The sequence below is a fragment of the Frateuria aurantia DSM 6220 genome (genome assembly GCF_000242255.2).
GTDB classification, from domain to species: Bacteria; Pseudomonadota; Gammaproteobacteria; order Xanthomonadales; family Rhodanobacteraceae; genus Frateuria; species Frateuria aurantia.
Window position 1 is genome coordinate 1,140,562 of sequence record NC_017033.1, and the last position, 18,883, is coordinate 1,159,444.

The 18,883-nt window shown below is 64.2% G+C and carries 21 protein-coding genes; 12 read left to right on the forward strand and 9 right to left on the reverse strand.

Going from position 1 to position 18,883, the window contains the following annotated elements; genetic code table 11:
- Positions 1-24: 24 nt before the first annotated feature.
- Both FRAAU_RS05225 and FRAAU_RS05230 read right to left on the reverse strand, forming a co-directional pair.
- Positions 25-462 carry a DUF3293 domain-containing protein gene (locus FRAAU_RS05225; RefSeq protein WP_014402526.1) on the reverse strand — a complete coding sequence of 146 codons (438 nt, stop codon included), beginning with the start codon at positions 460-462 and terminating at the stop codon, positions 25-27.
- Positions 459-1,829, reverse strand: coding sequence for an FAD-dependent oxidoreductase (locus FRAAU_RS05230; protein WP_014402527.1), 1,371 nt, complete (start codon positions 1,827-1,829; stop codon positions 459-461). The genes FRAAU_RS05225 and FRAAU_RS05230 overlap by 4 nt, the downstream gene beginning before the upstream one ends.
- A 239-nt stretch (positions 1,830-2,068) precedes the next feature.
- Here FRAAU_RS05230 and rpoE point away from each other — a divergent pair, with 239 nt between their 5' ends.
- The 9 genes from rpoE to recO all read left to right on the forward strand — a co-directional run bounded on the left by rpoE (position 2,069) and on the right by recO (position 10,629).
- Entirely contained in the window at positions 2,069-2,668 is a 600-nt protein-coding gene (gene rpoE, locus FRAAU_RS05235) for an RNA polymerase sigma factor RpoE (protein ID WP_014402528.1), read from the forward strand.
- Positions 2,661-3,332 (forward strand): sigma-E factor negative regulatory protein, encoded by a 672-nt coding sequence (locus FRAAU_RS05240; RefSeq protein ID WP_014402529.1) that lies wholly within the window; start codon positions 2,661-2,663, stop codon positions 3,330-3,332. Before rpoE ends, FRAAU_RS05240 begins: the two co-directional genes overlap by 8 nt.
- Before the next feature lie 166 nt (positions 3,333-3,498).
- Complete coding sequence (locus FRAAU_RS05245) at positions 3,499-4,953, forward strand: Do family serine endopeptidase (RefSeq protein ID WP_014402530.1); 1,455 nt, start codon at positions 3,499-3,501, stop codon at positions 4,951-4,953.
- A gap of 149 nt (positions 4,954-5,102) precedes the next feature.
- Positions 5,103-6,893: a translation elongation factor 4 gene (gene lepA / locus FRAAU_RS05250; protein ID WP_014402531.1), complete on the forward strand. Its 1,791-nt coding sequence runs from the start codon at positions 5,103-5,105 to the stop codon at positions 6,891-6,893.
- 153 nt (positions 6,894-7,046) lie between these two features.
- A complete protein-coding gene (lepB, locus tag FRAAU_RS05255; protein ID WP_014402532.1) occupies positions 7,047-7,919 on the forward strand; it encodes a signal peptidase I in 873 nt (290 codons plus the stop codon).
- On the forward strand, positions 7,916-8,332 hold the full coding sequence (locus tag FRAAU_RS05260) for a DUF4845 domain-containing protein (RefSeq protein WP_014402533.1): 417 nt from the start codon (positions 7,916-7,918) through the stop codon (positions 8,330-8,332). The genes lepB and FRAAU_RS05260 overlap by 4 nt, the downstream gene beginning before the upstream one ends.
- A complete protein-coding gene (gene rnc, locus FRAAU_RS05265) occupies positions 8,329-8,979 on the forward strand; it encodes a ribonuclease III (protein WP_014402534.1) in 651 nt (216 codons plus the stop codon). The genes FRAAU_RS05260 and rnc overlap by 4 nt, the downstream gene beginning before the upstream one ends.
- Positions 8,976-9,905, forward strand: coding sequence for a GTPase Era (era, locus tag FRAAU_RS05270; protein ID WP_014402535.1), 930 nt, complete (start codon positions 8,976-8,978; stop codon positions 9,903-9,905). The genes rnc and era overlap by 4 nt, the downstream gene beginning before the upstream one ends.
- A 13-nt stretch (positions 9,906-9,918) precedes the next feature.
- Positions 9,919-10,629 (forward strand): DNA repair protein RecO, encoded by a 711-nt coding sequence (gene recO, locus FRAAU_RS05275; protein WP_014402536.1) that lies wholly within the window; start codon positions 9,919-9,921, stop codon positions 10,627-10,629.
- A 42-nt stretch (positions 10,630-10,671) separates the two neighbouring features.
- Here recO and FRAAU_RS17180 read toward each other — a convergent pair whose 3' ends face one another.
- The 3 genes from FRAAU_RS17180 to FRAAU_RS05295 all read right to left on the reverse strand — a co-directional run bounded on the left by FRAAU_RS17180 (position 10,672) and on the right by FRAAU_RS05295 (position 13,171).
- Positions 10,672-11,463, reverse strand: coding sequence for a serine/threonine-protein kinase (locus FRAAU_RS17180; RefSeq protein WP_156803345.1), 792 nt, complete (start codon positions 11,461-11,463; stop codon positions 10,672-10,674).
- A gap of 167 nt (positions 11,464-11,630) precedes the next feature.
- Positions 11,631-12,221 (reverse strand): DNA-3-methyladenine glycosylase I, encoded by a 591-nt coding sequence (locus FRAAU_RS05290; RefSeq protein WP_014402538.1) that lies wholly within the window; start codon positions 12,219-12,221, stop codon positions 11,631-11,633.
- Positions 12,218-13,171, reverse strand: coding sequence for a methylated-DNA--[protein]-cysteine S-methyltransferase (locus FRAAU_RS05295; protein WP_052317806.1), 954 nt, complete (start codon positions 13,169-13,171; stop codon positions 12,218-12,220). The genes FRAAU_RS05290 and FRAAU_RS05295 overlap by 4 nt, the downstream gene beginning before the upstream one ends.
- A gap of 268 nt (positions 13,172-13,439) precedes the next feature.
- On the opposite strand from FRAAU_RS05295, the gene FRAAU_RS05305 reads away from it, so the two are divergent.
- From FRAAU_RS05305 to FRAAU_RS05320, 3 genes are all read left to right on the forward strand, one after another.
- Positions 13,440-13,715 carry a hypothetical protein gene (locus FRAAU_RS05305; protein ID WP_014402540.1) on the forward strand — a complete coding sequence of 92 codons (276 nt, stop codon included), beginning with the start codon at positions 13,440-13,442 and terminating at the stop codon, positions 13,713-13,715.
- A gap of 113 nt (positions 13,716-13,828) precedes the next feature.
- On the forward strand, positions 13,829-15,073 hold the full coding sequence (locus tag FRAAU_RS05310; protein ID WP_156803346.1) for a retropepsin-like aspartic protease: 1,245 nt from the start codon (positions 13,829-13,831) through the stop codon (positions 15,071-15,073).
- Positions 15,074-15,275: 202 nt separating this feature from the next.
- Positions 15,276-15,554, forward strand: coding sequence for a hypothetical protein (locus FRAAU_RS05320; RefSeq protein WP_014402542.1), 279 nt, complete (start codon positions 15,276-15,278; stop codon positions 15,552-15,554).
- A 456-nt stretch (positions 15,555-16,010) separates the two neighbouring features.
- Here FRAAU_RS05320 and FRAAU_RS05325 read toward each other — a convergent pair whose 3' ends face one another.
- Genes FRAAU_RS05325 through FRAAU_RS05340 form a run of 4 tightly spaced genes read right to left on the reverse strand, consistent with a single transcriptional unit; the run spans position 16,011 to position 18,881 of the window.
- The gene (locus FRAAU_RS05325; RefSeq protein ID WP_014402543.1) at positions 16,011-16,694 is read right to left on the reverse strand and encodes a DUF2884 family protein; all 684 of its coding nucleotides are present in this window, start codon (positions 16,692-16,694) and stop codon (positions 16,011-16,013) included.
- The gene (locus FRAAU_RS05330) at positions 16,691-17,662 is read right to left on the reverse strand and encodes a hypothetical protein (RefSeq protein WP_014402544.1); all 972 of its coding nucleotides are present in this window, start codon (positions 17,660-17,662) and stop codon (positions 16,691-16,693) included. The genes FRAAU_RS05325 and FRAAU_RS05330 overlap by 4 nt, the downstream gene beginning before the upstream one ends.
- Positions 17,659-18,516 (reverse strand): ABC transporter ATP-binding protein, encoded by an 858-nt coding sequence (locus FRAAU_RS05335; protein ID WP_014402545.1) that lies wholly within the window; start codon positions 18,514-18,516, stop codon positions 17,659-17,661. Before FRAAU_RS05335 ends, FRAAU_RS05330 begins: the two co-directional genes overlap by 4 nt.
- Entirely contained in the window at positions 18,513-18,881 is a 369-nt protein-coding gene (locus FRAAU_RS05340) for a GntR family transcriptional regulator (RefSeq protein ID WP_014402546.1), read from the reverse strand. The genes FRAAU_RS05335 and FRAAU_RS05340 overlap by 4 nt, the downstream gene beginning before the upstream one ends.
- Positions 18,882-18,883 lie beyond the last annotated feature (2 nt).

Consider the following 18,883-nt stretch of genomic DNA (forward strand, 5'->3'; position numbering starts at 1 on the left):
GGCGCTTGTCCAACCTTATCTGCTTCATGCTGTCGCTGCCTGTTGAGCCAGCTCGCCGCTGAATCGCAGGACCGCCTTGCCGTCTGCATCGGTGCCTACCCACGCCCGCTGGCCGTATTGCACGGCCAGTCGATCCAGCTGGATGGCGGTGAGTCCGGTGATCCACAGGCTGGCCTCGTGCCAGCCCGTGCGGCCGATGCCGAGTCCGGCTCGCCACTGACAGCCGGGCAGAGTTTGCAATTGTTGCAGCAGTTGCCGCTGGGCCTGGCGATTGTCGGCCCGTGATCGCGGCTCCGAATCCGGGTTCCATGCCGTCAGAAAGCCACCGCCCTCCGGTGGTGCCTGCAAGGCAGCTGGCAGCGCGTGGCCGATGTGTATGCTGGCATGACCGCCGCCGGCCAGACGGACCCGGTAGTCGGTCTCCCGGTAAGCTTGCAGCAGAGCGGCTTCCCGCTGGCTCATGAGGGCAAGGGGAGTGGCGGAAGATGCTGGCGGGTGGCCGCCGCCACGGTCTCGAGATCTGCGCCGCAGGGATCGGCATGGCGACCCAGCAATTCGCCCAGCCATTGCTCCTGCTGCAGTCCCCGCTGCAAGGCATAGGCATAGGGCAGGCGGGTGAAGGTGACCAGACGGTAGCGCGGCATGAAGTGTCGCGGGGCCAGTCGCGCCAGCTCCGTGGCCAGTCGGCGCTTCAGCAGAAACCCGGGATCGGTCACCGAGTCGCGCATCTCGATATAGTTTTCCAGAGCCATGGCCGCGATGGCGTCCGCCTGCGGCTGGCGCCGCTGCTGGAAGCGGGCAAACAGACCGGGTCGGGGCTGCCCGGCATCGAGCAGAGCCAGGGCCAAGTCCAGCGCATCTTCGAGGGAGCAGTTCATGCCCTGACCATGGAAGGGCACAATGGCATGCGCGGCATCGCCGATGAGTACCGCCTGATCGTCCAGATGCCATCGATCCAGGTACAAGGTGCCGAGCCGGCCGACCGGGTGGTTGGCAAAGTCGGCATCGAAATCCGGCATCAAGGCCAGCAGGTCGGGAAATTCGCGGGCAAACAGGTTGCGGGCCGCCCTTGCATCTGGGAGAGCCTCGAAACTCGGTGCCGGCCCTTGTCGCGGCAGAAATACGGTCACGGTGAAGCTGCCATCGTGATTGGGCAGCGCGATCGTCATATAGGCCTGGCGCGGCCAGATATGCAGGCCATGCGGCTCGAGTGCGAAGCGCTGGCCACCTGTGCCGCCGGAAGGAATTTCCAGTTCCTTGTAGGCATGGTCCAGCAGTTCGAACCGTTCGCCCAGCCGTTGGCGCGACTGCATGGCGTTGCGCACCGCGGAGCCGGCGCCATCGGCGCCGACGAGTTGCCGGAACGGGCGGCGATGGCTGTGACCGTCCGCATCACGCAGCTGCAATTGGCCGGCTTCGAAATCCACGGTCTCCAGCGCGGACTGGAAATGGAAGCTGGCGCCGGCCGCCCGTGCGGCGCGGCACAGTTCCAGACTGAGCTGGTGCCGGCTGATCGACCACAGCACCTCGCTGTCGTCCGGTCCGTAGCGCAGCAGGGTCGCCGGTTGCCCGGGGACATGCACCAGCCGGCCCCGCATCATCACTGCCCGGGCCAGCACGGCTTCGGCCACGCCGGCCTGGCGCAGGGCATGCAGGCCGCGTTCGGCCAGTGCCAGATTGATCGAGCGGCCGGCCTCGCCCGGGCCGAGCTCGGGGTCGCTGCGGCGTTCATGGACTTCGACCTTCAGTCCGGAGCGGGCCAGCAAGGTGGCCAGCAAGGCGCCGGCGGGCCCTGCGCCGATGATGGTGATGGCCGGTTGCGATGACATCGGAACGTGCTCGTCGGGGTGAGGCGGCCGGGGACGCCGGAACTCCTATTGTTGCAGGATGTCTGTAGCTGTTGCCATCCGGGGAACGGTGTGGATCGTGGCGGATCCGGCGCGTGTCGTTTGGGCGTCGCAGGGCGGGTCCGGCTTGAAGTCATGGCCTTTTGCCACGATAACTCAGGTACTTTATACAGCGTGCGGGCCTGATGGCTCGTGGTGGCAGATGGAAGGAGAGGGCCCGGATGGGCGAAAACGATATTGACCGGGCCTTGGTGGAACGCGTTCAGGCGGGTGACAAGCGGGCGTTCGAGTTGCTGGTGCGCAAATACCAGCACAAGATCATTGCCCTGATCTCGCGCTATGTTCATGACCATGCCGAGTGCGAAGACGTGGCCCAGGAGGCTTTCGTGCGTGCGTGGCGGGCACTGGCGACCTTCCGCGGCGAAAGCGCCTTCTATACCTGGATGTACAAGATCGCGGTCAACACCGCCAAGAACTATCTGGTGGCGCAGAAGCGCCGGCCGCCGAGCGATGACGTGGCCGTGGATGATGCCGGTTATCTGCCCGGCACCGACCGCATGCACGAACAGGCGACGCCCGAGCGTGAATTGATGCGGCAGGAAATTGAACAAACGGTGTTTTCCACTGTCGAAGCTTTGCCCGAGGAGCTGAAGGCGGCCATCACCATGCGAGAGGTGGACGGCCTGAGCTACGAGGAAATCGCTGTGGCGATGGCTTGCCCGATCGGAACGGTCCGCTCCCGGATCTTCCGTGCCCGTGAAGCCATTGATGAAAAATTGCGGCCGCTGCTGTCGGAACGCGAGGACCGGAAACATGACTGAACCCAATCTCCAGCAAGATCTTTCGGCCTGCAGGGATGGCGAATTGCCCTCCGATGCCACGCGCTTTCTGTTGCGTCGACTGGATCATGATGCCGAGCTGGTGGAGTCCTGGTCACGCTATCAGCTGATCGGTGCCAGCTTGCGCAGGGAACAGGGGAGGTTGGCCTCGGCGGACTTCGCCAGTCGCGTGATGCAGGCGGTCGAGGTCGAGCCGATGGCCACGCGCTCGCCGCTGTCGGGCGGCCGGCGCTGGCTGCAGTGGTCCATGGGCGGAGCCATCGCTGCCAGTGTAGCGGTGGCTGCGCTGGTGACCAGCCAGCCGGGCGGTCCGAGCACGGCCTCGCCTCAGGTTGCCCAGGTTCTGCCCCGTACTGCCGCCGCGGATACCCGCCAGTCGGATGCAGCCGAATTGGCCCAGACGGCCGCGCCGGCCGCGATGCCATCCAATGCGCCGGTGCAGGTGCCGGCCTGGCTGAGCGGTTATTCGGCCTCGCGGTTGAGTCAGCGGGCCTCGGTGACTTTGGGCGCGCCACCGTCAGAGTCGTTGCCGGAGGCCTTGCGCTATCGCAGCCAGGCACGCTATCCGGCCATCAATACCGGCAATGGCAGTTATCTGATTCTGCTTGACCCCAAGACCAGCGGCCAACGGGCTGCCGCGCAGTAACACGGTGCCGGGCCGCCCTTTCTGTTGAGGGCCGCCCGCAATGCGCGGGAGACGACCGGGCAAGCTTCGCTGCGGGCTGTCATATGGATCGCGCGCGCGGGCAACCGCCTTGCAGGGGTGCTGCAGTAAGGCTTTTCATCATGCGTCGAGCCTGAGGAGAAACCTGATGCGTCACTTGCCTTTTGCCTTCATTCTGGTCATGGCCGGTCTCGGCCCGGGTCTGGTGTCTGCCGGGATGCCTGCGGTGCCGGCGTCTTCGTCGCCGCCATCGGCGGCCGTCGCCAGCGCACTGCCTGATTTCACGGCCATCGTCGAGCGCAATGCGCCGGCGGTCGTGCACGTGGAGGCGCATTATGGCGGCGCGGATCCGGCCGGTACCGAGTCTGCCGCGGCCCGGCGGCAGCTGGAGATCCTGCAGCAGCTCTTCGGGCTGCAAGGTGTGCCGGTGCCGCGCGATCCGCCGCAGACGGCGCTGGGCTCGGGATTCATTCTTTCCTCCGACGGCTACATTCTGACCAACAATCATGTGGTCAAAGGGGCCGGTTCGGTCAGTGTGCGGCTGCAGGACCATCGTCGCCTCGCCGCCAAGGTGGTGGGCAGTGATCAGACGTATGATATCGCCTTGCTCAAGGTCGAGGCCGGCAAGCCTTTGCCGGCGGTGGATATCGGCGATTCACGGCGACTCAAGGCCGGTCAATGGGTGCTGGCGATCGGCTCGCCCTTCGGCTTTGACTACACCGTCACCCAGGGCATCGTCAGTGCCGTGGGACGTCATCTGGGGCGCGGCGACCAGCCCTGGGTGTCCTTTATCCAGACCGATGTGCCGATCAATCGCGGCAATTCCGGCGGCCCATTGTTCAATTTGCAGGGGCAGGTCGTCGGCATCAATTCGCAGATCTACTCCAATACCGGAGGCTATCAGGGCGTATCCTTCTCCATTCCCATCGATGTGGCCATGCATGCGGTCGATCAGCTGAAGCGACAGGGCTATGTCTCGCGTGGCGTGCTGGGTGTGCTGGTGCAGCCGGTCGACGAGGGCATTGCCCGTGGCCTGGGCATGCCTGATGCCAATGGGGCGCTGGTACGCTCGGTGGCGCCGGACAGTGGTGCGGCCCGCGGCGGAGTCCGGCCCGGCGACGTGATCCGCGCCTACAATGGTGAAACCATCATGGATGGTTCGGATCTGCCGCCGCTGGTCGGCACTTCGGCAGTGGGGCGCCGGGTGCAGCTGACTGTCTGGCGGGATCGCAAGGCGATCACGCTGCCGGTGGAGGTAGGGGCGATGCCGAGGGATCGTCAGGCGGGCGCGTGGATGATGGGGGATGGACTGGATCGGCTGGGGCTGCTCGTACAGGATACGGATCCTGCCACTTCAGCATCGGGTTCTCCGGCCGGGGCGGTGATCCGTCAGGTCGGCCCGGGGCCTGCCGAACGACAGGGCCTGCAGACCGGCGATACGATCATCCAGCTCAACCAGCGTGCGGTGACCTCGGCGCGGGACTTCGAGGCCAGGGTGGCCGCGCTGAAGCCGGGTGCTACGGTACTGCTGCTGGTCCGGCGCGAAGGCCAGACGCAGTTCGTGGCGATCACCTTGCCGGCGGCCGAGTCACCGCGGCGCTGATCCATTGGGCGCGTGCCTCATTCCGTGCGACAATGCCGGGTTGGCCGCCATCCTGGCGGCATGCCGGAACGGTCTCGGGGTGACGTTGTCGCCCGGAACGAGGCTCCGGCCATCCCCTGCCGCGCGGAACTCACTTGACAGCACGCTCCATGGAACTGATTCGCAACTTCTCCATCATCGCCCATATCGATCACGGCAAGTCGACCCTGGCTGACCGGATCATCCAGCTGTGCGGAGGTCTGACCGCGCGCGAAATGGAAGCGCAGGTGCTGGACAACAATCCGATCGAACGCGAGCGGGGCATCACCATCAAGGCCCAGTCGGTCTCGCTGCCCTATACCGCCAAGGACGGCAAGACCTATCAGCTGAACTTCATCGACACTCCAGGTCACGTCGACTTCAGCTATGAAGTCTCGCGCTCGCTGGCTGCCTGCGAGGGCGCGCTGCTGGTGGTCGACGCCGCCCAGGGCGTGGAAGCGCAGTCGGTGGCCAATTGCTATACGGCGGTCGAGATGGGTCTGGAAGTGATTCCGGTGCTCAACAAGATCGACTTGCCGACGGCTGATCCGGACAAGGTCAAGGGGGAGATCGAGGCCGTGATCGGCATCGATGCCACCGACGCGATTGCGGTCAGCGCCAAGACCGGCCAGAATATCGATGAAGTGCTGGAAGCCATCGTGGCGCGGATTCCGCCTCCGACGGTGGGCGATACCGACAAGCTGCAGGCGCTGATCATTGATTCCTGGTTCGACAACTACCTGGGCGTGGTGTCGCTGGTCAAGGTGGTGCAGGGCGAGATCCGGCCGGGTGAAAAGCTGCTGGTGATGTCCACTGGTCGCGCCCACGAGGTCAGCGAAGTCGGTGTGTTCACCCCCAAGCGCAAGAAGCTGGATGTGCTCAAGTCCGGTGAAGTGGGCTGGATCAATGCCTCGATCAAGGACGTACACGGCGCGCCGGTCGGCGATACCCTGACCCACGCAGGCAAACCGGCCGACAAGCCGCTGCCCGGTTTCCAGACCATGCAGCCGCGCGTGTTCGCCGGCCTGTTCCCGGTATCGGCCGATGATTACCCCGGTCTGCGCGAGGCGCTGGACAAGCTGCGCCTGAACGATGCCGCGCTGTTCTTCGAGCCGGAAAGCTCCGAAGCGATGGGCTTCGGCTTCCGCTGCGGCTTTCTGGGCATGCTGCACATGGAAATCGTGCAGGAGCGGCTGGAGCGCGAATACGATCTGGACCTGGTTACCACCGCGCCGACCGTGGTCTATCAGGTGCTGAAGGACGACGGCAGCCTGCTGGATATCGACAATCCGGCCAAGCTGCCGCCGCTGCCGCAGATCAGCGAAATCCGCGAGCCGGTCATCGTGGCCAATATCCTGACGCCGGCCGACTACATCGGCAATATCATCACCTTGTGCGAAGAGAAGCGCGGCATCCAGCGCGGCATCCAGTACATGGCCAGCCAGGTGCAGATCAGCTACGAGTTGCCGCTGGCCGAAGTGGTGCTGGACTTCTTTGATCGCCTGAAGTCGGTGTCGCGCGGCTATGCCTCGATGGATTACAGCTTCGATCGCTTCGAGGCCGGTCCTTTCGTGCGCGTCGACGTGCTGATCAATGGCGAAAAAGTCGATGCGCTGAGCCTGATCGTGCATCGTGCTCATGCCGACCGTCGCGGTCGTGCCCTGGTGGAACGGATGAAGGAGCTGATTCCGCGCCAGCAGTTCGACGTGGCGATCCAGGCCGCGGTGGGAGCCCAGATCATCGCCCGTTCGACGGTGAAAGCCCTGCGCAAGAATGTTCTGGCCAAGTGCTATGGCGGCGATATCAGCCGCAAGAAGAAATTGCTGGAAAAGCAGAAGGAAGGCAAGAAGCGGATGAAGCAGGTCGGCCGCGTCGAGATTCCGCAGGAGGCTTTCCTGGCCGTGCTGAAGGTCGACAACTGAGTCGGCCGTTCGCCGCGCCAGGAGGCCTGTATTCTGCCGCAGGCAGCATCCGCAGATCGCCCCCCCTGCCGAATGGCGGTCGCCAGCGTCGAAGGGATAGTGTTCAATCAGGCAGCCTGGCGGGTTTGGGCCGGCGTATTTTGGAGTTGATGCATGGAATTTGATTTGTCTGCGGTATTGCTGGGCCTGACCGTGGTCTTCGGCGTCATCTGGGCATTGGACCGAATGGTATTTGCCAAGCGGCGTGCCGCGGGCAGGGCCGAGCCGATGATCGTGGACTGGGCGCGTTCGCTGTTTCCGGTTGTCCTGCTGGTGCTGGTGCTGCGTTCGTTCGTGGCCGAGCCGTTCCGGATCCCTTCCGGGTCGATGATGCCGACCCTGGATATCGGAGACTTCATTCTGGTCAACAAATTCGCCTACGGCCTGCGTCTTCCGGTGTTCAACGACAAGGTCGTCTCGCTGGGCGAGCCCAAGCGCGGCGATGTGGTGGTATTCCGCTGGCCGGGCTTTCGCTGCGAAGCGGCCGATGGCAGCACGATCCGTGGCGGCGACATCAATTGCAACTCGCCGGTGCCCAGCCAGAACTGGATCAAGCGGGTGATCGGCCTGCCGGGCGACCATATCGAAGTCAATGGCGACGAGCTGCGGATCAACGGCACGCCGGTCACCGCCCAGGAGGTCGGACCTTTCGTCGGCAATACCTCTCACGATACCGACCGGATGATGATGCAGCGCCAAGCCACGGTCTGGAACGAGGACCTCATGGGCGTGCGCCATCTGATTGCCCGCATGCCGCCGAGTCCCAATTATGATCCGCCGCCGAGCATTCCCGGTCAGCTGGTGACCAGCGGTACGGTGCCGGCCAATTGCTATCTGGTGATGGGCGACAATCGTTACGACAGTCTGGACAGCCGTTGGTGGGGCTGCGTGCCGGAGAAAAATCTGGCCGGCAAGGCCTTCCTGATCTGGCTCAGCTGGACCGGTCACGGCATTGCCTTCCATCGCATCGGGACCCTGATTCATTGAGCGGGTTCAGTACTCATGCCAGCGCTGCACGGCAGCGAGGCGTCAGCCTGAGCGGCTTTCTGCTCTCGACGATCGCCGTCGTGTTCAGCGTGGTGGTGGTGGCCAAGCTGCTGCCGGCCTATCTGGAATACTATGGTCTGGCCAAGGCGTTGCAGGGTGCCGCCGCCAGTGGCGATGAAAACGACAGTCTGGCCGCGGTGCGCTCCCGTTTCAGTCGCGGACTGGACAGCCAGTATGTCGACAGCCATACGGTGCAGAGCCAGGATCTGAGCCTGCGCACCGATGCGGCTCAAGGTCGCCAGCTGGTACTGGCCTACGACAAACAGATCCACATGTTCTACAACATCGATGCATTGCTGCATTTCAAGAAAAGCGTGCCCTTTCGCGGCACGGCCGATAGCGAGGCCCAGTGAAGCTCGATCACGTCTTTGAAAAGCCTGAACTGGCGCAACTGGCCCTGACCCATCGCAGTATGGGCAGGCCCAACAACGAGCGCCTGGAATTTCTGGGCGATGCCTTGCTGGGCGTGATCGTGGCCGAGCTGCTGTACGAAGCCCATCCCAAGGCCAGCGAAGGCGAGCTGTCACGGCTGCGGGCGCAGCTGGTCAACGGGCAGGCGCTGGCGGTACTGGCTCGCAAGCTGGCGCTGGGCGACGGTCTGCGGCTGGGCCCGGGGGAACTCAAGAGCGGCGGCTACCGTCGTGACTCGATTCTGGCCGATGCCTGCGAGGCGATGATTGCCGCCATCTACCTGGATGCCGGTTTCGAGACCTGCCGCCAGGTGGTCGGTCGCTGGTTCGCGCCGCAGATCGCCGCCTTGCCCAGATCTTCCAAGGATGCCAAGACCCGCCTGCAGGAATGGCTGCAGGGCAAGGGCTTGAGTCTCCCGGTCTACACGCTTATCGACAGCCACGGCGAAGATCACGACAAGACCTTCGACGTCAGCTGTGCCATTACCGATCCCCAGCCCATGCTGGCCCAGGCCCAGGGCAGCAGTCGGCGCAGTGCTGAACAAAATGCGGCCGAACAGATACTGGCCCGCCTTCAGGAACACCTATGAACATTTCCGACCCGACCGGCAGCGAACTGCCCGAATCCGACTTCCGCTGCGGCACGGTCGCCCTCGCCGGGCGCCCCAATGTCGGCAAGTCGACCCTGCTCAACGCCTTGATCGGCGTGCGCCTCTCCATCGTCAGTCCCCGGCCGCAGACCACCCGGCACAGGATTCTGGGGATCGCCAGCAGCGATGACGCCCAGATCCTGTATGTCGATACGCCGGGCCTGCACAAGGGCGGCAAGCGTGCCATGAACCGGTCCATCAATCGGGTTGCCCGCAGCGCCATCAGCGAAGTCGATGTGCTGGTGCAGGTGATCGAGGCCGGACGTTGGACCGAAGAAGACCAGGGTCTGTACCAGGCCATGGAAGGGCAGGATGCGCCGCGTCTGCTGGTGGTCAACAAGGTCGATCTGGCCAAGGACAAGACCATCCTGCTGCCCTTTATGAGCAAGCTGCTGGAAGAGCACAGCTATGCCGAGGTCTACTATGTCAGCGCATTGAAGAACAAGGGCCTGAAGGAGCTGGTGGCCGGCATTCGCCAGCGCCTGCCGCAGCAGGCCGCGATCTTCGGTGAAGACGAGGTCACCGACCGCAGCGAGCGATTCCTGGCGGCAGAACTGGTGCGTGAGCAGCTGATGCGCCGGCTGGACCAGGAACTGCCGTATGCGACGACCGTCGAGATCGAGCAGTTCCAGGATCGCCCTGATGGCGTGGCCGAAATCCATGCCGTGATCTGGGTCGAGCGTGACGGCCAGAAGGCCATCGTGATCGGCCAGGGCGGTGCCCAGCTGAAGGCGATCGGTACCGCCGCCCGCTGGCATATGGAAAAGCTTTTCGAGCGCAAGGTCTTCCTCAAGCTGTGGGTCAAGGTTCGCGAAGGCTGGGTCGACGACGAGAACGCGCTGAAGAAGTTCGGCTACACCGACTGATCCCAGTCCATCCATGCTGATCGAGCAGCAGCCAGGCTATGTCCTGCATGCCCGGGCCTACCGGGAAACCTCGCTGCTGCTGGAATGCCTGACCCGCGATCATGGGCGTATCGGTGTGGTGGCACGCGGTGTACGCGGGGCTCGCGGCGGTGCCCTGCGTGCCACCCTGGAGCCTTTTCAACGGCTGAGCCTCGATCTGCAGCGACGCGGCGAGCTGGCGACGCTGCGGACGGCCGAACCCATGGATCTGCCCCTGCGCATGCAGGGTGGCACCACCTTGGTCGGTCTGTATCTCAACGAGCTGGTCACCCGGCTGTGCCCGCGTGACGATCCGCACCCCGGGATCTACGCCGCCTATCGGCAGACCTTGGCGCGACTGGTGGCTGGCGAGCCTGCCGGCTGGACCTTGCGCCGCTTCGAGCGCGACCTGCTGGCCGAGCTGGGTTATGCCCTGGCGCTGGATGTCAGGGCCGACAGCGGCGAAGCCCCGGATCCCGAGGCCTGGTACCGCTATCAGCCCGAGGATGGGCTGTGGCCCTCGGCTGAGAAGTTTCCGCAGGCCGTGCAGGGCGCCGATCTGCTGGCCCTGGCCGAAGACCGTCCGCCCGCCGCCGATGGCCAGGTGCGTTTGCGCCGCATGATGCGCGACATCATCCGTGCCCAGCTGGGAGGAGGCGAGCTGCACGCCTGGGTAGTGCTTGCCGCCATGTGGCGACCGGATTGATGGCGTTGGATGGCGAGACGCGTGACCGCCTGCCGTCCGGTATCAGAAGCTCAGGCCGGGCGGACGGTTGCAGTCGTAGCGCTGCTCGTCGGCTTTGACATCGGCCGTCGTCAGATGGCGGTCGATCAGTTGCTGCGGAGACAGGCTTTCCTCCACCTGCACGTCGATGCAATCACGGCGGGCAATGCCGAATAAGCGTTGAGTCGTGTGCATGGCGGCAGCCAGGCCATGCTGCAAGGGATCTTGCAACCTGAGCCCGGCCATCCGGTGGCTGGCGGTGCCGGGCAGGCCGTGGATAGCATTGGCGGCGCTCGCCGCCTGCAGACGCTGGCGCAGTCCTCTATTTTCAAAATGGGCGAGCGGCCTTGCATCCGAGGTCCTGTTCGCCGAGGGCCCTATCCCTGGAGGGGCCACAGCTTCCAGCAGTGAAGCCGGGTTGGCGAGTATCGTTGGCTGCAGACCCGTCCAATGAGCTGGGCGCCGGTGGTGCAAGGGCAGGGCGCCGATCACGGTGCGCCGCCGGCGCCGGGATGGCGGTTCGGTTGCAGGTTTTGCGGGCGATGCTCGAGGAGCTTGCCGGCTTGCTTCAAACCTCAAATGCAGACGAAGTGCTGTGACCAGGTTCGGCGGCCGTGGCAATGAGATCGTCAGCGGCACCGCCGGAAGCAGCAGCCATAGCAGTACCCCCGTGTTGAGGATGGCGGTGATCGCCAACGCCAGTGCGCGCCTGGTCGAGAAGCGGTACTCCTTATGGCTCGCCATTTTATGCTTTGCCCCAGTGACCAGCATGTGCCGATACTCGATATGAGCATGAAGGCCTGGTTGAAGTTCCATCTGCCGATGTCGGCAGCCGTTCCAAGCGGCGTGTGCAAGAGCTGTCCGGTCTTTGCGACGCCATCCCGCCGCCTCTGCATGGTCGATTTGGGGCTCGTCGCCACTGGTGATGGCGGCGACCCATCGCGGGATACAAGGTGTGGTGGCCGATCAGGAATATCTCCGGTTCAGTCGGGAGGGCGGAGCCAGAGATCGAATAGGAAACACTCCGGCTCGTGGGCATGGATCAGACCGCAGGCCTGGGCCCAGGCATGGCAGATGCGTGGGCCGACGAACTGGAATCCGCGGCGGCGCAACCGGCGGGAGAGTTCATCACCGACCGCGGATGTGGTGGCGTGGGCATCGCCGGCCACGGGATGCCCGCCGACCACCTGCCAGGCCAGCTTCGCGAAGTCTTCGCCAGCCAGGTGCATGGCCTGCCAGGCACGGGCGTTGTGCAGTACGGCGCGGATTTTCTGTGGTGAGCGGATCATCCCGGGGGCCGCCATGATTGTTGCGATATCTGCCGGATGGCGAGCGGCGAGGATGTCAGGATCAAAGTCAGCGAAGGCCGTGCGCAAGGCCGGGCGTCGTTGCAGGATCAATCGCCAGCTCAGACCAGCCTGAAAGCCGTCCAGCATCAGTTTCTCCCACAACGCCCGGGCATCGTGCTGCGGGCGCCCCCATTCGGAGTCATGGTAGGCCTGCAGCAGGGGATCGCTGGCGGCCCAGCGGCAGCGGGGCAGCACGGGGGGAGTGGCCACCGGGTGGGCGTTCATGACGGGTCTCCTGCCTCATCCCGGCGGTCCGGAGCCAGCTGGAAGCCTGCAGCAGCGACTTCGCGGGACAGCAGTTCACGCTTGCGTTCCACGCCCCAGCGGTAGCCGGACAGACTGCCGTCATGGCGGACCACCCGATGGCAGGGCACGGCCACGGCCAGCCGGTTGGCGGCGCAGGCGCCGGCCACCGCCCGCACCGCTTTGGGAGCACCGATGCGGCGGGCCAGTTCGGCATAGCTGATCGTGGTGCCCGGCGGGATCTGGCGCAGGGCATGCCAGACCCGATGCTGAAACGCGGTGCCTTGCAGATCCAGCGGCAGCTCCAGCGGCAGGCTGGGTTGTTCGACCACGGCCACGACCTGGGCGACCAGGTCTTCGTAGCCGGCGTTGTCCGCGGCCAGCCGGCTGCCGGGAAACTGCCGCTGCAGGTTCTGCAACAAGGTTTGCGGATCGTCGCCCAGCAGAATCGCGGCCAGTCCGCGCGGGGTGCTGGCCACCAGTACCGAGCCCAGACTGGACTGGGCGATGGCGACATGCAGCGCCTCGATGGCCTTGCCACGGCGAAACGCACCGGGACTCATGCCCAGCAGGCGGCTGCCATGTTCATAGACGCGGGCTTGGGAACCATAGCCGGCGGCATGGATGGCCTCGGTGACGCTACCGGCTTCACGCAGGTCCTTGCGCAGCCGGGCGGCGCGCTGGGCCCGTGCCCAGGCCTTGGGGGAAAGGCCGGTCGCCGCCTTGAAGATCCGCTGCAGATGGCCCGGACTCAAGGCGGCCATCTTTGCCAGGTCATCCAGGCCGGGCTCGACTTCGGCGCGCTCGATATGGTCGCAGAGGGCGGTGATCAGCCGGGCGCGTGCTGTCGGCGGGGCGGCGGGTGCCGTAGTCGGCAAGGTCATCGTCAATCTGGGCTCGGCCGGAGGCGAGGCGTCGCGGGTGCGGGACATGGACTTGTTTCTGATCATGCCCTGCAGCCTAGCGCAGTGGCGCGACGTCTGCCCTCCGGAACCTGCGATGCCGCGAGCTGTTTCCGGGTCTCCGTGGTTTTTCCGCCGATTTCATTGGCGGTCAACATGATCTTCATCATTGCGGTGGCAAATTCAAATTGCCAATAACTAATTGCATTTGGCATTCCGCCATCGGTGAAGGAGCACCGAGCCGTGATCGCCGTGTCTTGCCGCCGGTGGCTCATCCGAAATCAACAAGGAGTTCAATATGCGTGAATTGACGGCTTCACAAATCCGGACCGTTGCCGGTGGGCAGATCCAGCCTCTGGCCGCCGCATCCACTTCCACGACGGACACCGTGGCTCCGGTGGTTTCGCTGCATGAATGGGTGGGGGGCGGCAGCGTGACCTCGGGAGCCGGTGGAACCACCTGGAGTGCCTCAGGCGGTTACCGGTTGCCCGGCGGATCTTCCATCGGCGGCCATATCGGAGGCTTCGGCGGCAGTGTCACCGGCGGCGGCATTGTCTGGACCGTCGCATTCTGAGGCCAGGAGGGCGCGCCATGACATGCTGCAATACTCACTGTCGGCGGCGCGCCCGTGGAGGTCTGGCCGCGGGCGCATGGTTCAGGCGTTCGAGTCTGTGCTGGGGCTTGCTGATGGCCGTCAGTCTGAAGGCCGCCGAGCCGGTATCGGATGCGGTCGAGATCAGTGATGATCAAGGGGTGGTGGTGGCCATGGCGCGGGGGGATCGTGACGCCCTGCAGCAGGTGGTGGCGCATCCGCGCAACGAGTTCGAGCAGGAGCTGGCCAAGGTCGGATTGCTGCGCACGGGCGGTCGGCTGGATGAGGCCACGATCCAGCTGCAGGCCTGTGAAAAGGCCATGCCGGCCCAGCATCCGATGCGGGGGCTGTGCAGTCTGCTGATCGCCGGTCATCTGTTCATGCAACGGCGCATGGCCGATTGGCAGCAGAAGCTGGAATGGATACGACGCACATATTATCCCCTGCTGGCCAAGGACAATCCGGGGCGACAGCCGAGCCTGACCGATGCGGAGGGCGTGCAGTTCCTGCCCGGAGCCTCTTTCCCTGCACCGGAGGTGAGCTGGGCCCAAGCTTCGGGACGGATTCCCTATGTGAGCGCCGCCCGTCGCGAAGGACTGGAGGCGCGGCAGCAGGCCGTGGTGGAAGTGCGGATCCAGGGGCATCGCCATCATGCGGTGATCGATACCGGCGCCGCTTACGATACGCTGGATCCGGCCGTGGCCAAAGCTCTGGGACTGCAGCCGGCCATCAGCTATCAAAAACTCACCGATGCCGCCGGCAAGGTGCTGTCAGCTCCGATCGGGATATTGCCGGAACTCAGGCTGGGGCCGGTGACGGTCAAGAACTGGCCGGTCAGCATGACCCGCACGCCGGCGACGATGGTGATCGGACTGCCTTTGCTGCGCAGGCTGGGCGTGGTGACGCTGGATGCGCAGGGCGCAAGCCTGAGCCGGGCTTCGGACGGTCGTTGCACTCGGCCCATGCTGGAAGGCGCGAATATCAGCGGTAGCAGCGATCATCTGCTGTATGCGATCAAGGTGGACGGCCAGCCTCGGACGGCTCTGATCGATACCGGCGGCGGTTTCGAGCTGCTGGGCATCAAGTCTCTGTTGCCGCCGAGCGCGGCCAAGCTTGAACCGAAGGCTATATCCTACGCCGCTGGCATGCGCTGGGTCGACAGTTACCCGGCGCGAGTCCGTCTGGACCTGGGTAGCGGTCCGCGCAACCTGGATTTCACGATCATGGATCAGCCCTTTGCCTTGGTGCCTTATGAGCTGGGTGGTGAGGTCTTGCGCCATCACACTCTGGTCATGGACTTTCTGCGCCGTAGCGTATGTATTGAGCCGCAGGCCACATGATGGCCCGCTGGTTCATCATGCAGCATCCGGGTGCATCATCTTCTGGTCGATGCTGGCGAGACGGGCTTCCGTGACGAGCCAGCGGGGCTTGAGACTGGGACCTGTGGTTCGGGCAGCCATGCAGGCCTTGCCAGTGGTCATGACGGCGGATCGGAACTCCGCGGGTCCGCTCACCAGATACGTTTCGGCATGGGGACGTCGAATGCTCGTTCTGAACAGCTCGACCAAAAGCCTGTGTTCAGGCTCGACGCTACGCTTCGGTGGTTTGCTGGCGGTGCTGCTGTCGCTTGCGGGCTGTGCAGTGACCCCGGAACAATTGCAGCGCAATCTCCGGATGCAGCAGGCTTTGGATGCACGCTATCGCTGTCCTCAACTGGAGCCGGTCACCAACCGGCCGACCTATCCTCCGGCTTTCAAGGTGCCGCAGGCCGAACGTGACGCGATGGCCGCGATGGGCAATCCCTGTGCCGCGACCTGGTGATCGGGCGCGAGCGATTCTGTCGGCTTGAAGATTGGAGTCCGGCAGGCGACCGGATATTGTTGGCGACTTCATGACGGCCATCCATCCGTGGTGATGGATGGCCCGGTTCGAGCCTGCATCGTCAGATCCGGGATGACTGATGAGGCAGGCCAAGCTTGCGACCCGAGCCCGCTGCAAGATGCATGAGCCTGGCGGGAGGCCAGGCCTGGGCCGCGCTCTTGTGGAGGCGTGATCCAGGCTACCCGAGTGCCGCCCGTGATCGCGAACGGCATGGACTCTCATGCTCCGGAGCCATGGCCGACGGGCGCGGGTCGCATTCCATGCCGTGGTGCCGGCCTGCGTGGCTGGCGATCCGATGAATGGATCTTCACCGGAGCCGACGCTGGCTTGCTTGTGGCCCAAGCTGTAGCTGCCCCCCATCCCGGACCGGGCAAGTGCCTGGTCCGGGAGATGCGCTCAGTCGGCCGCCTTGTCGTGATCACCTGAGTTTTTTTCCAGGATCTCGCTGGCGCCGTGATGGCATTCCTGGATCTGTGCATCGGTGATGGAGGCATAGGGTCGGAAGGCCGCCACCTGCGTGGCCAGTTGATCCTGCAGCGTCTGCTGGGCGGCCAGTAGGTTGCAGATGGCATCCACGCTATGGCTGAGTCCGGTCAGGTGTTCATGCACGGTGGCCTGCATGCTGGCATCGTCGGTTTTGCCCTCCAGCAGGTTATGCATGACTCCAGCCGAAATACCCAGACCAGCACCTGCTCCGGCCTTGGCCACATCGATGGACTGATGAACGACAGCCTCGGTCTGAGCATAGTAACGCTGAAACTGTGCCTGCTGCTCAGGACTCAGACTGACCGGCCGATCATCGATGCTGAATTCGCCTTGCCGGCTGATGGACGCATCCGGCTGGCCTTTCGCCTTCAGGACCACTCGGCCATGGATCATGCTCAGGCCGCCATGAATATGAACATGCCCGTCATTCAGCGAATCATCACCTGTCGGCTTGGCATCGTCGTCATTCACGCTGTAGGTGGCGGTGATCCGGTGCGCCTTGCCGTCCTGGTCCTGGCAGCCGGTGAGGCCGATGCTGATCCCTGTCAGCAGCCCCACGGCGATCCACGCAGGCCAATGTTGACTCATTTTCATGCTTCATCCCTCCAGCGGCGGCACCAGATGGCGATCGCCACAAAAATGGCGCCGGCCAGCACGCCCAGCCAAAGATCCATGCGACCGAAGGCAGCGTAATTCAAACCCAGGTTCACCAGCTGACGAGGGGCATCGGCCGTGGTGCCGGCCACCGAGTGGCTGATCATCAGCAGGCCGTCGTTGCGGGTCATCCAGCCGCCGGGAAAGACACCGGTCAGCAGGCGAACCACCAGCAGTTTGAGCACGCCCAGGAAGGATAGATCGAGCACGTGGATCATGCGGAACCAGCCCAGCATCATGCTCACGCCGATCGGCACCACCACCGCCAGCAGGAACGGGCGGCTGCGGCTGAAGGCCGAGCACATCAGCAGCCAGCCAACGGTGGGCAGGGCCCACACCGCATACAGCGGGATCAAGGCCAGCAGATCGAAGGCGGTGGTCAGCGGATGGCCTTGCAGCAGCAGGCTCCATGGCGCCAGCCCGTGCAGGCCGAGGGTGATGCACAGCATCAGAATCATCAGCAGGCCCGAGACCACCCCGATGACCAGGGCGATCACCGGCGCCACCACCACCGCGGTGACTAGCTTGGACAGCACCGTGCCGGTGTCGGACAGGGGCAGGGACTTCCAGAACAGGATGCTGCGATCGCGACGGTCGTTGTAGAGCGCACCCAGGCAATAGGCAAACAGCACGAAGCCCATCACGATGGTCAGCAGGATCGCCGGTGCCGCCAGGGCCATGTCCAGGGCAAAGCCGACGGCATGGCTGAAGTCGGCCTGATCCTGCGGCTTCAGATGCATCAGATCGATACCCCCGAAGTTGATCGTGCCGTGATGCAGGGTTTCAGCCGTCAGAATCCCCAGCAGGTTCAGGACCAGAAACACGCCGGCCACGATCAGCGGGGTCCACAACAAGCCGCCACGGTGTTCCCAGAATTCGCGTTTCAGCTGCCAATAGAAAGCTTTCATGCATAGGTTCCTTTCATGATCGCCACAAACAGCTCGCTGACCGAGGGCTGGCGGACTTCGCCCAGCTCGGCCAGACGACGGGTGTCGGCGCCGTCAAACAAGAAGATGGTCTTGCCGAACACCTTGCGTTCCTGGATCGGACTCAGGGCGCGGGCGGCATCGGCGTGCTCCGGGTTGACCAGCACTTCGGCGAAGCGTTCGCCGACGCGATCCATATCGGTATCCAGTACGATCTTGCCGTCGCGGATAAACATCAGGTCGGTGAGGATATGCTCGATCTCCTCGACCTGGTGGGTGGTGACGATGATGGTTTTCGCTTCGTCGAAATAGTCTTCCAGCAGGCTCTGGTAGAACTGTTTGCGGTAGAGGATGTCCAGGCCCAGGGTCGGCTCGTCCAGCACCAGCAGGCGGGCGTCGATGGCCATCACCAGGGCCAGATGCAGCTGCACGATCATGCCCTTGGACATCTGCTTGACCCGCATCTCGGGCTGCAGCTTGGTCCGTGCCAGAAAGCCCTGGCATTTGGCGCGGTCAAAACGTGGATGTACGTTGGCGACGAAGTCCACGGCCTCGCGCACCTTCAGCCAGCGCGGCAGCACCGCCACGTCGGCGATAAAGCAGACCTGCTCCATCAACTTGCCGCGCTCGCGGCGCGGGTCCAGACCCAGGACATTCAGCTCGCCCTGCACATTGGTCAGGCCCAGAATCGCCTTCAGAATGGTGGTCTTGCCGGCACCGTTGGGACCGATCAGCCCCACGATCCGACCGGGCTGGATATCAAAGCTGACATGGTCCAGGGCCTGAGTGGACTGGTATTGCTTGCTCAGATGGCGTGCGGTGACGACCGGGCTCATGCGTCGGGCTCCTTGGGTTGATGGCGCAGCAGAGTGGGCAGATCCAGACCCAGCCGTTGCAGGCGAGCGAACAGGGTCGGCCATTCCTCGCGCAGAAAGCGTTCGCGCTCCGACCTCAGCAGGGCCTCGCGTGCCCCTTCAATGACAAACATCCCCAGCCCCCTTCGCTTTTCCACCAGTTGATCATCGACCAGCTCCTGATAGGCCTTGGAAACGGTCAATGGGTTGATTTGATAATCCGCTGCCACCTGACGCACCGAGGGCAGCGGATCGCCCTCTGCAAGCGCGCCGTCCAGAATCATCGCCACCACGCGTTCGCGCAACTGGCGATAAATCGGCACGCTGTCATTCCAGGTAATAGGCATTC

Bases quoted from the DNA above. Each gene is read 5' to 3' on its own strand.
- FRAAU_RS05225 (WP_014402526.1), bottom strand. From the start codon at position 462: ATGAGCCAGCGGGAAGCCGCTCTGCTGCAAGCTTACCGGGAGACCGAC.
- FRAAU_RS05230 (WP_014402527.1), bottom strand. From the start codon at position 1,829: ATGTCATCGCAACCGGCCATCACCATCATCGGCGCAGGGCCCGCCGGC.
- rpoE (WP_014402528.1), top strand. From the start codon at position 2,069: ATGGGCGAAAACGATATTGACCGGGCCTTGGTGGAACGCGTTCAGGCG.
- FRAAU_RS05240 (WP_014402529.1), top strand. From the start codon at position 2,661: ATGACTGAACCCAATCTCCAGCAAGATCTTTCGGCCTGCAGGGATGGC.
- FRAAU_RS05245 (WP_014402530.1), top strand. From the start codon at position 3,499: ATGCGTCACTTGCCTTTTGCCTTCATTCTGGTCATGGCCGGTCTCGGC.
- lepA (WP_014402531.1), top strand. From the start codon at position 5,103: ATGGAACTGATTCGCAACTTCTCCATCATCGCCCATATCGATCACGGC.
- lepB (WP_014402532.1), top strand. From the start codon at position 7,047: ATGGAATTTGATTTGTCTGCGGTATTGCTGGGCCTGACCGTGGTCTTC.
- era (WP_014402535.1), top strand. From the start codon at position 8,976: ATGAACATTTCCGACCCGACCGGCAGCGAACTGCCCGAATCCGACTTC.
- recO (WP_014402536.1), top strand. From the start codon at position 9,919: ATGCTGATCGAGCAGCAGCCAGGCTATGTCCTGCATGCCCGGGCCTAC.
- FRAAU_RS17180 (WP_156803345.1), bottom strand. From the start codon at position 11,463: ATGGAACTTCAACCAGGCCTTCATGCTCATATCGAGTATCGGCACATG.
- FRAAU_RS05290 (WP_014402538.1), bottom strand. From the start codon at position 12,221: ATGAACGCCCACCCGGTGGCCACTCCCCCCGTGCTGCCCCGCTGCCGC.
- FRAAU_RS05295 (WP_052317806.1), bottom strand. From the start codon at position 13,171: ATGTCCCGCACCCGCGACGCCTCGCCTCCGGCCGAGCCCAGATTGACG.
- FRAAU_RS05305 (WP_014402540.1), top strand. From the start codon at position 13,440: ATGCGTGAATTGACGGCTTCACAAATCCGGACCGTTGCCGGTGGGCAG.
- FRAAU_RS05310 (WP_156803346.1), top strand. From the start codon at position 13,829: ATGGCCGTCAGTCTGAAGGCCGCCGAGCCGGTATCGGATGCGGTCGAG.
- FRAAU_RS05320 (WP_014402542.1), top strand. From the start codon at position 15,276: ATGCTCGTTCTGAACAGCTCGACCAAAAGCCTGTGTTCAGGCTCGACG.
- FRAAU_RS05325 (WP_014402543.1), bottom strand. From the start codon at position 16,694: ATGAAAATGAGTCAACATTGGCCTGCGTGGATCGCCGTGGGGCTGCTG.
- FRAAU_RS05330 (WP_014402544.1), bottom strand. From the start codon at position 17,662: ATGAAAGCTTTCTATTGGCAGCTGAAACGCGAATTCTGGGAACACCGT.
- FRAAU_RS05335 (WP_014402545.1), bottom strand. From the start codon at position 18,516: ATGAGCCCGGTCGTCACCGCACGCCATCTGAGCAAGCAATACCAGTCC.
- FRAAU_RS05340 (WP_014402546.1), bottom strand. From the start codon at position 18,881: ATGCCTATTACCTGGAATGACAGCGTGCCGATTTATCGCCAGTTGCGC.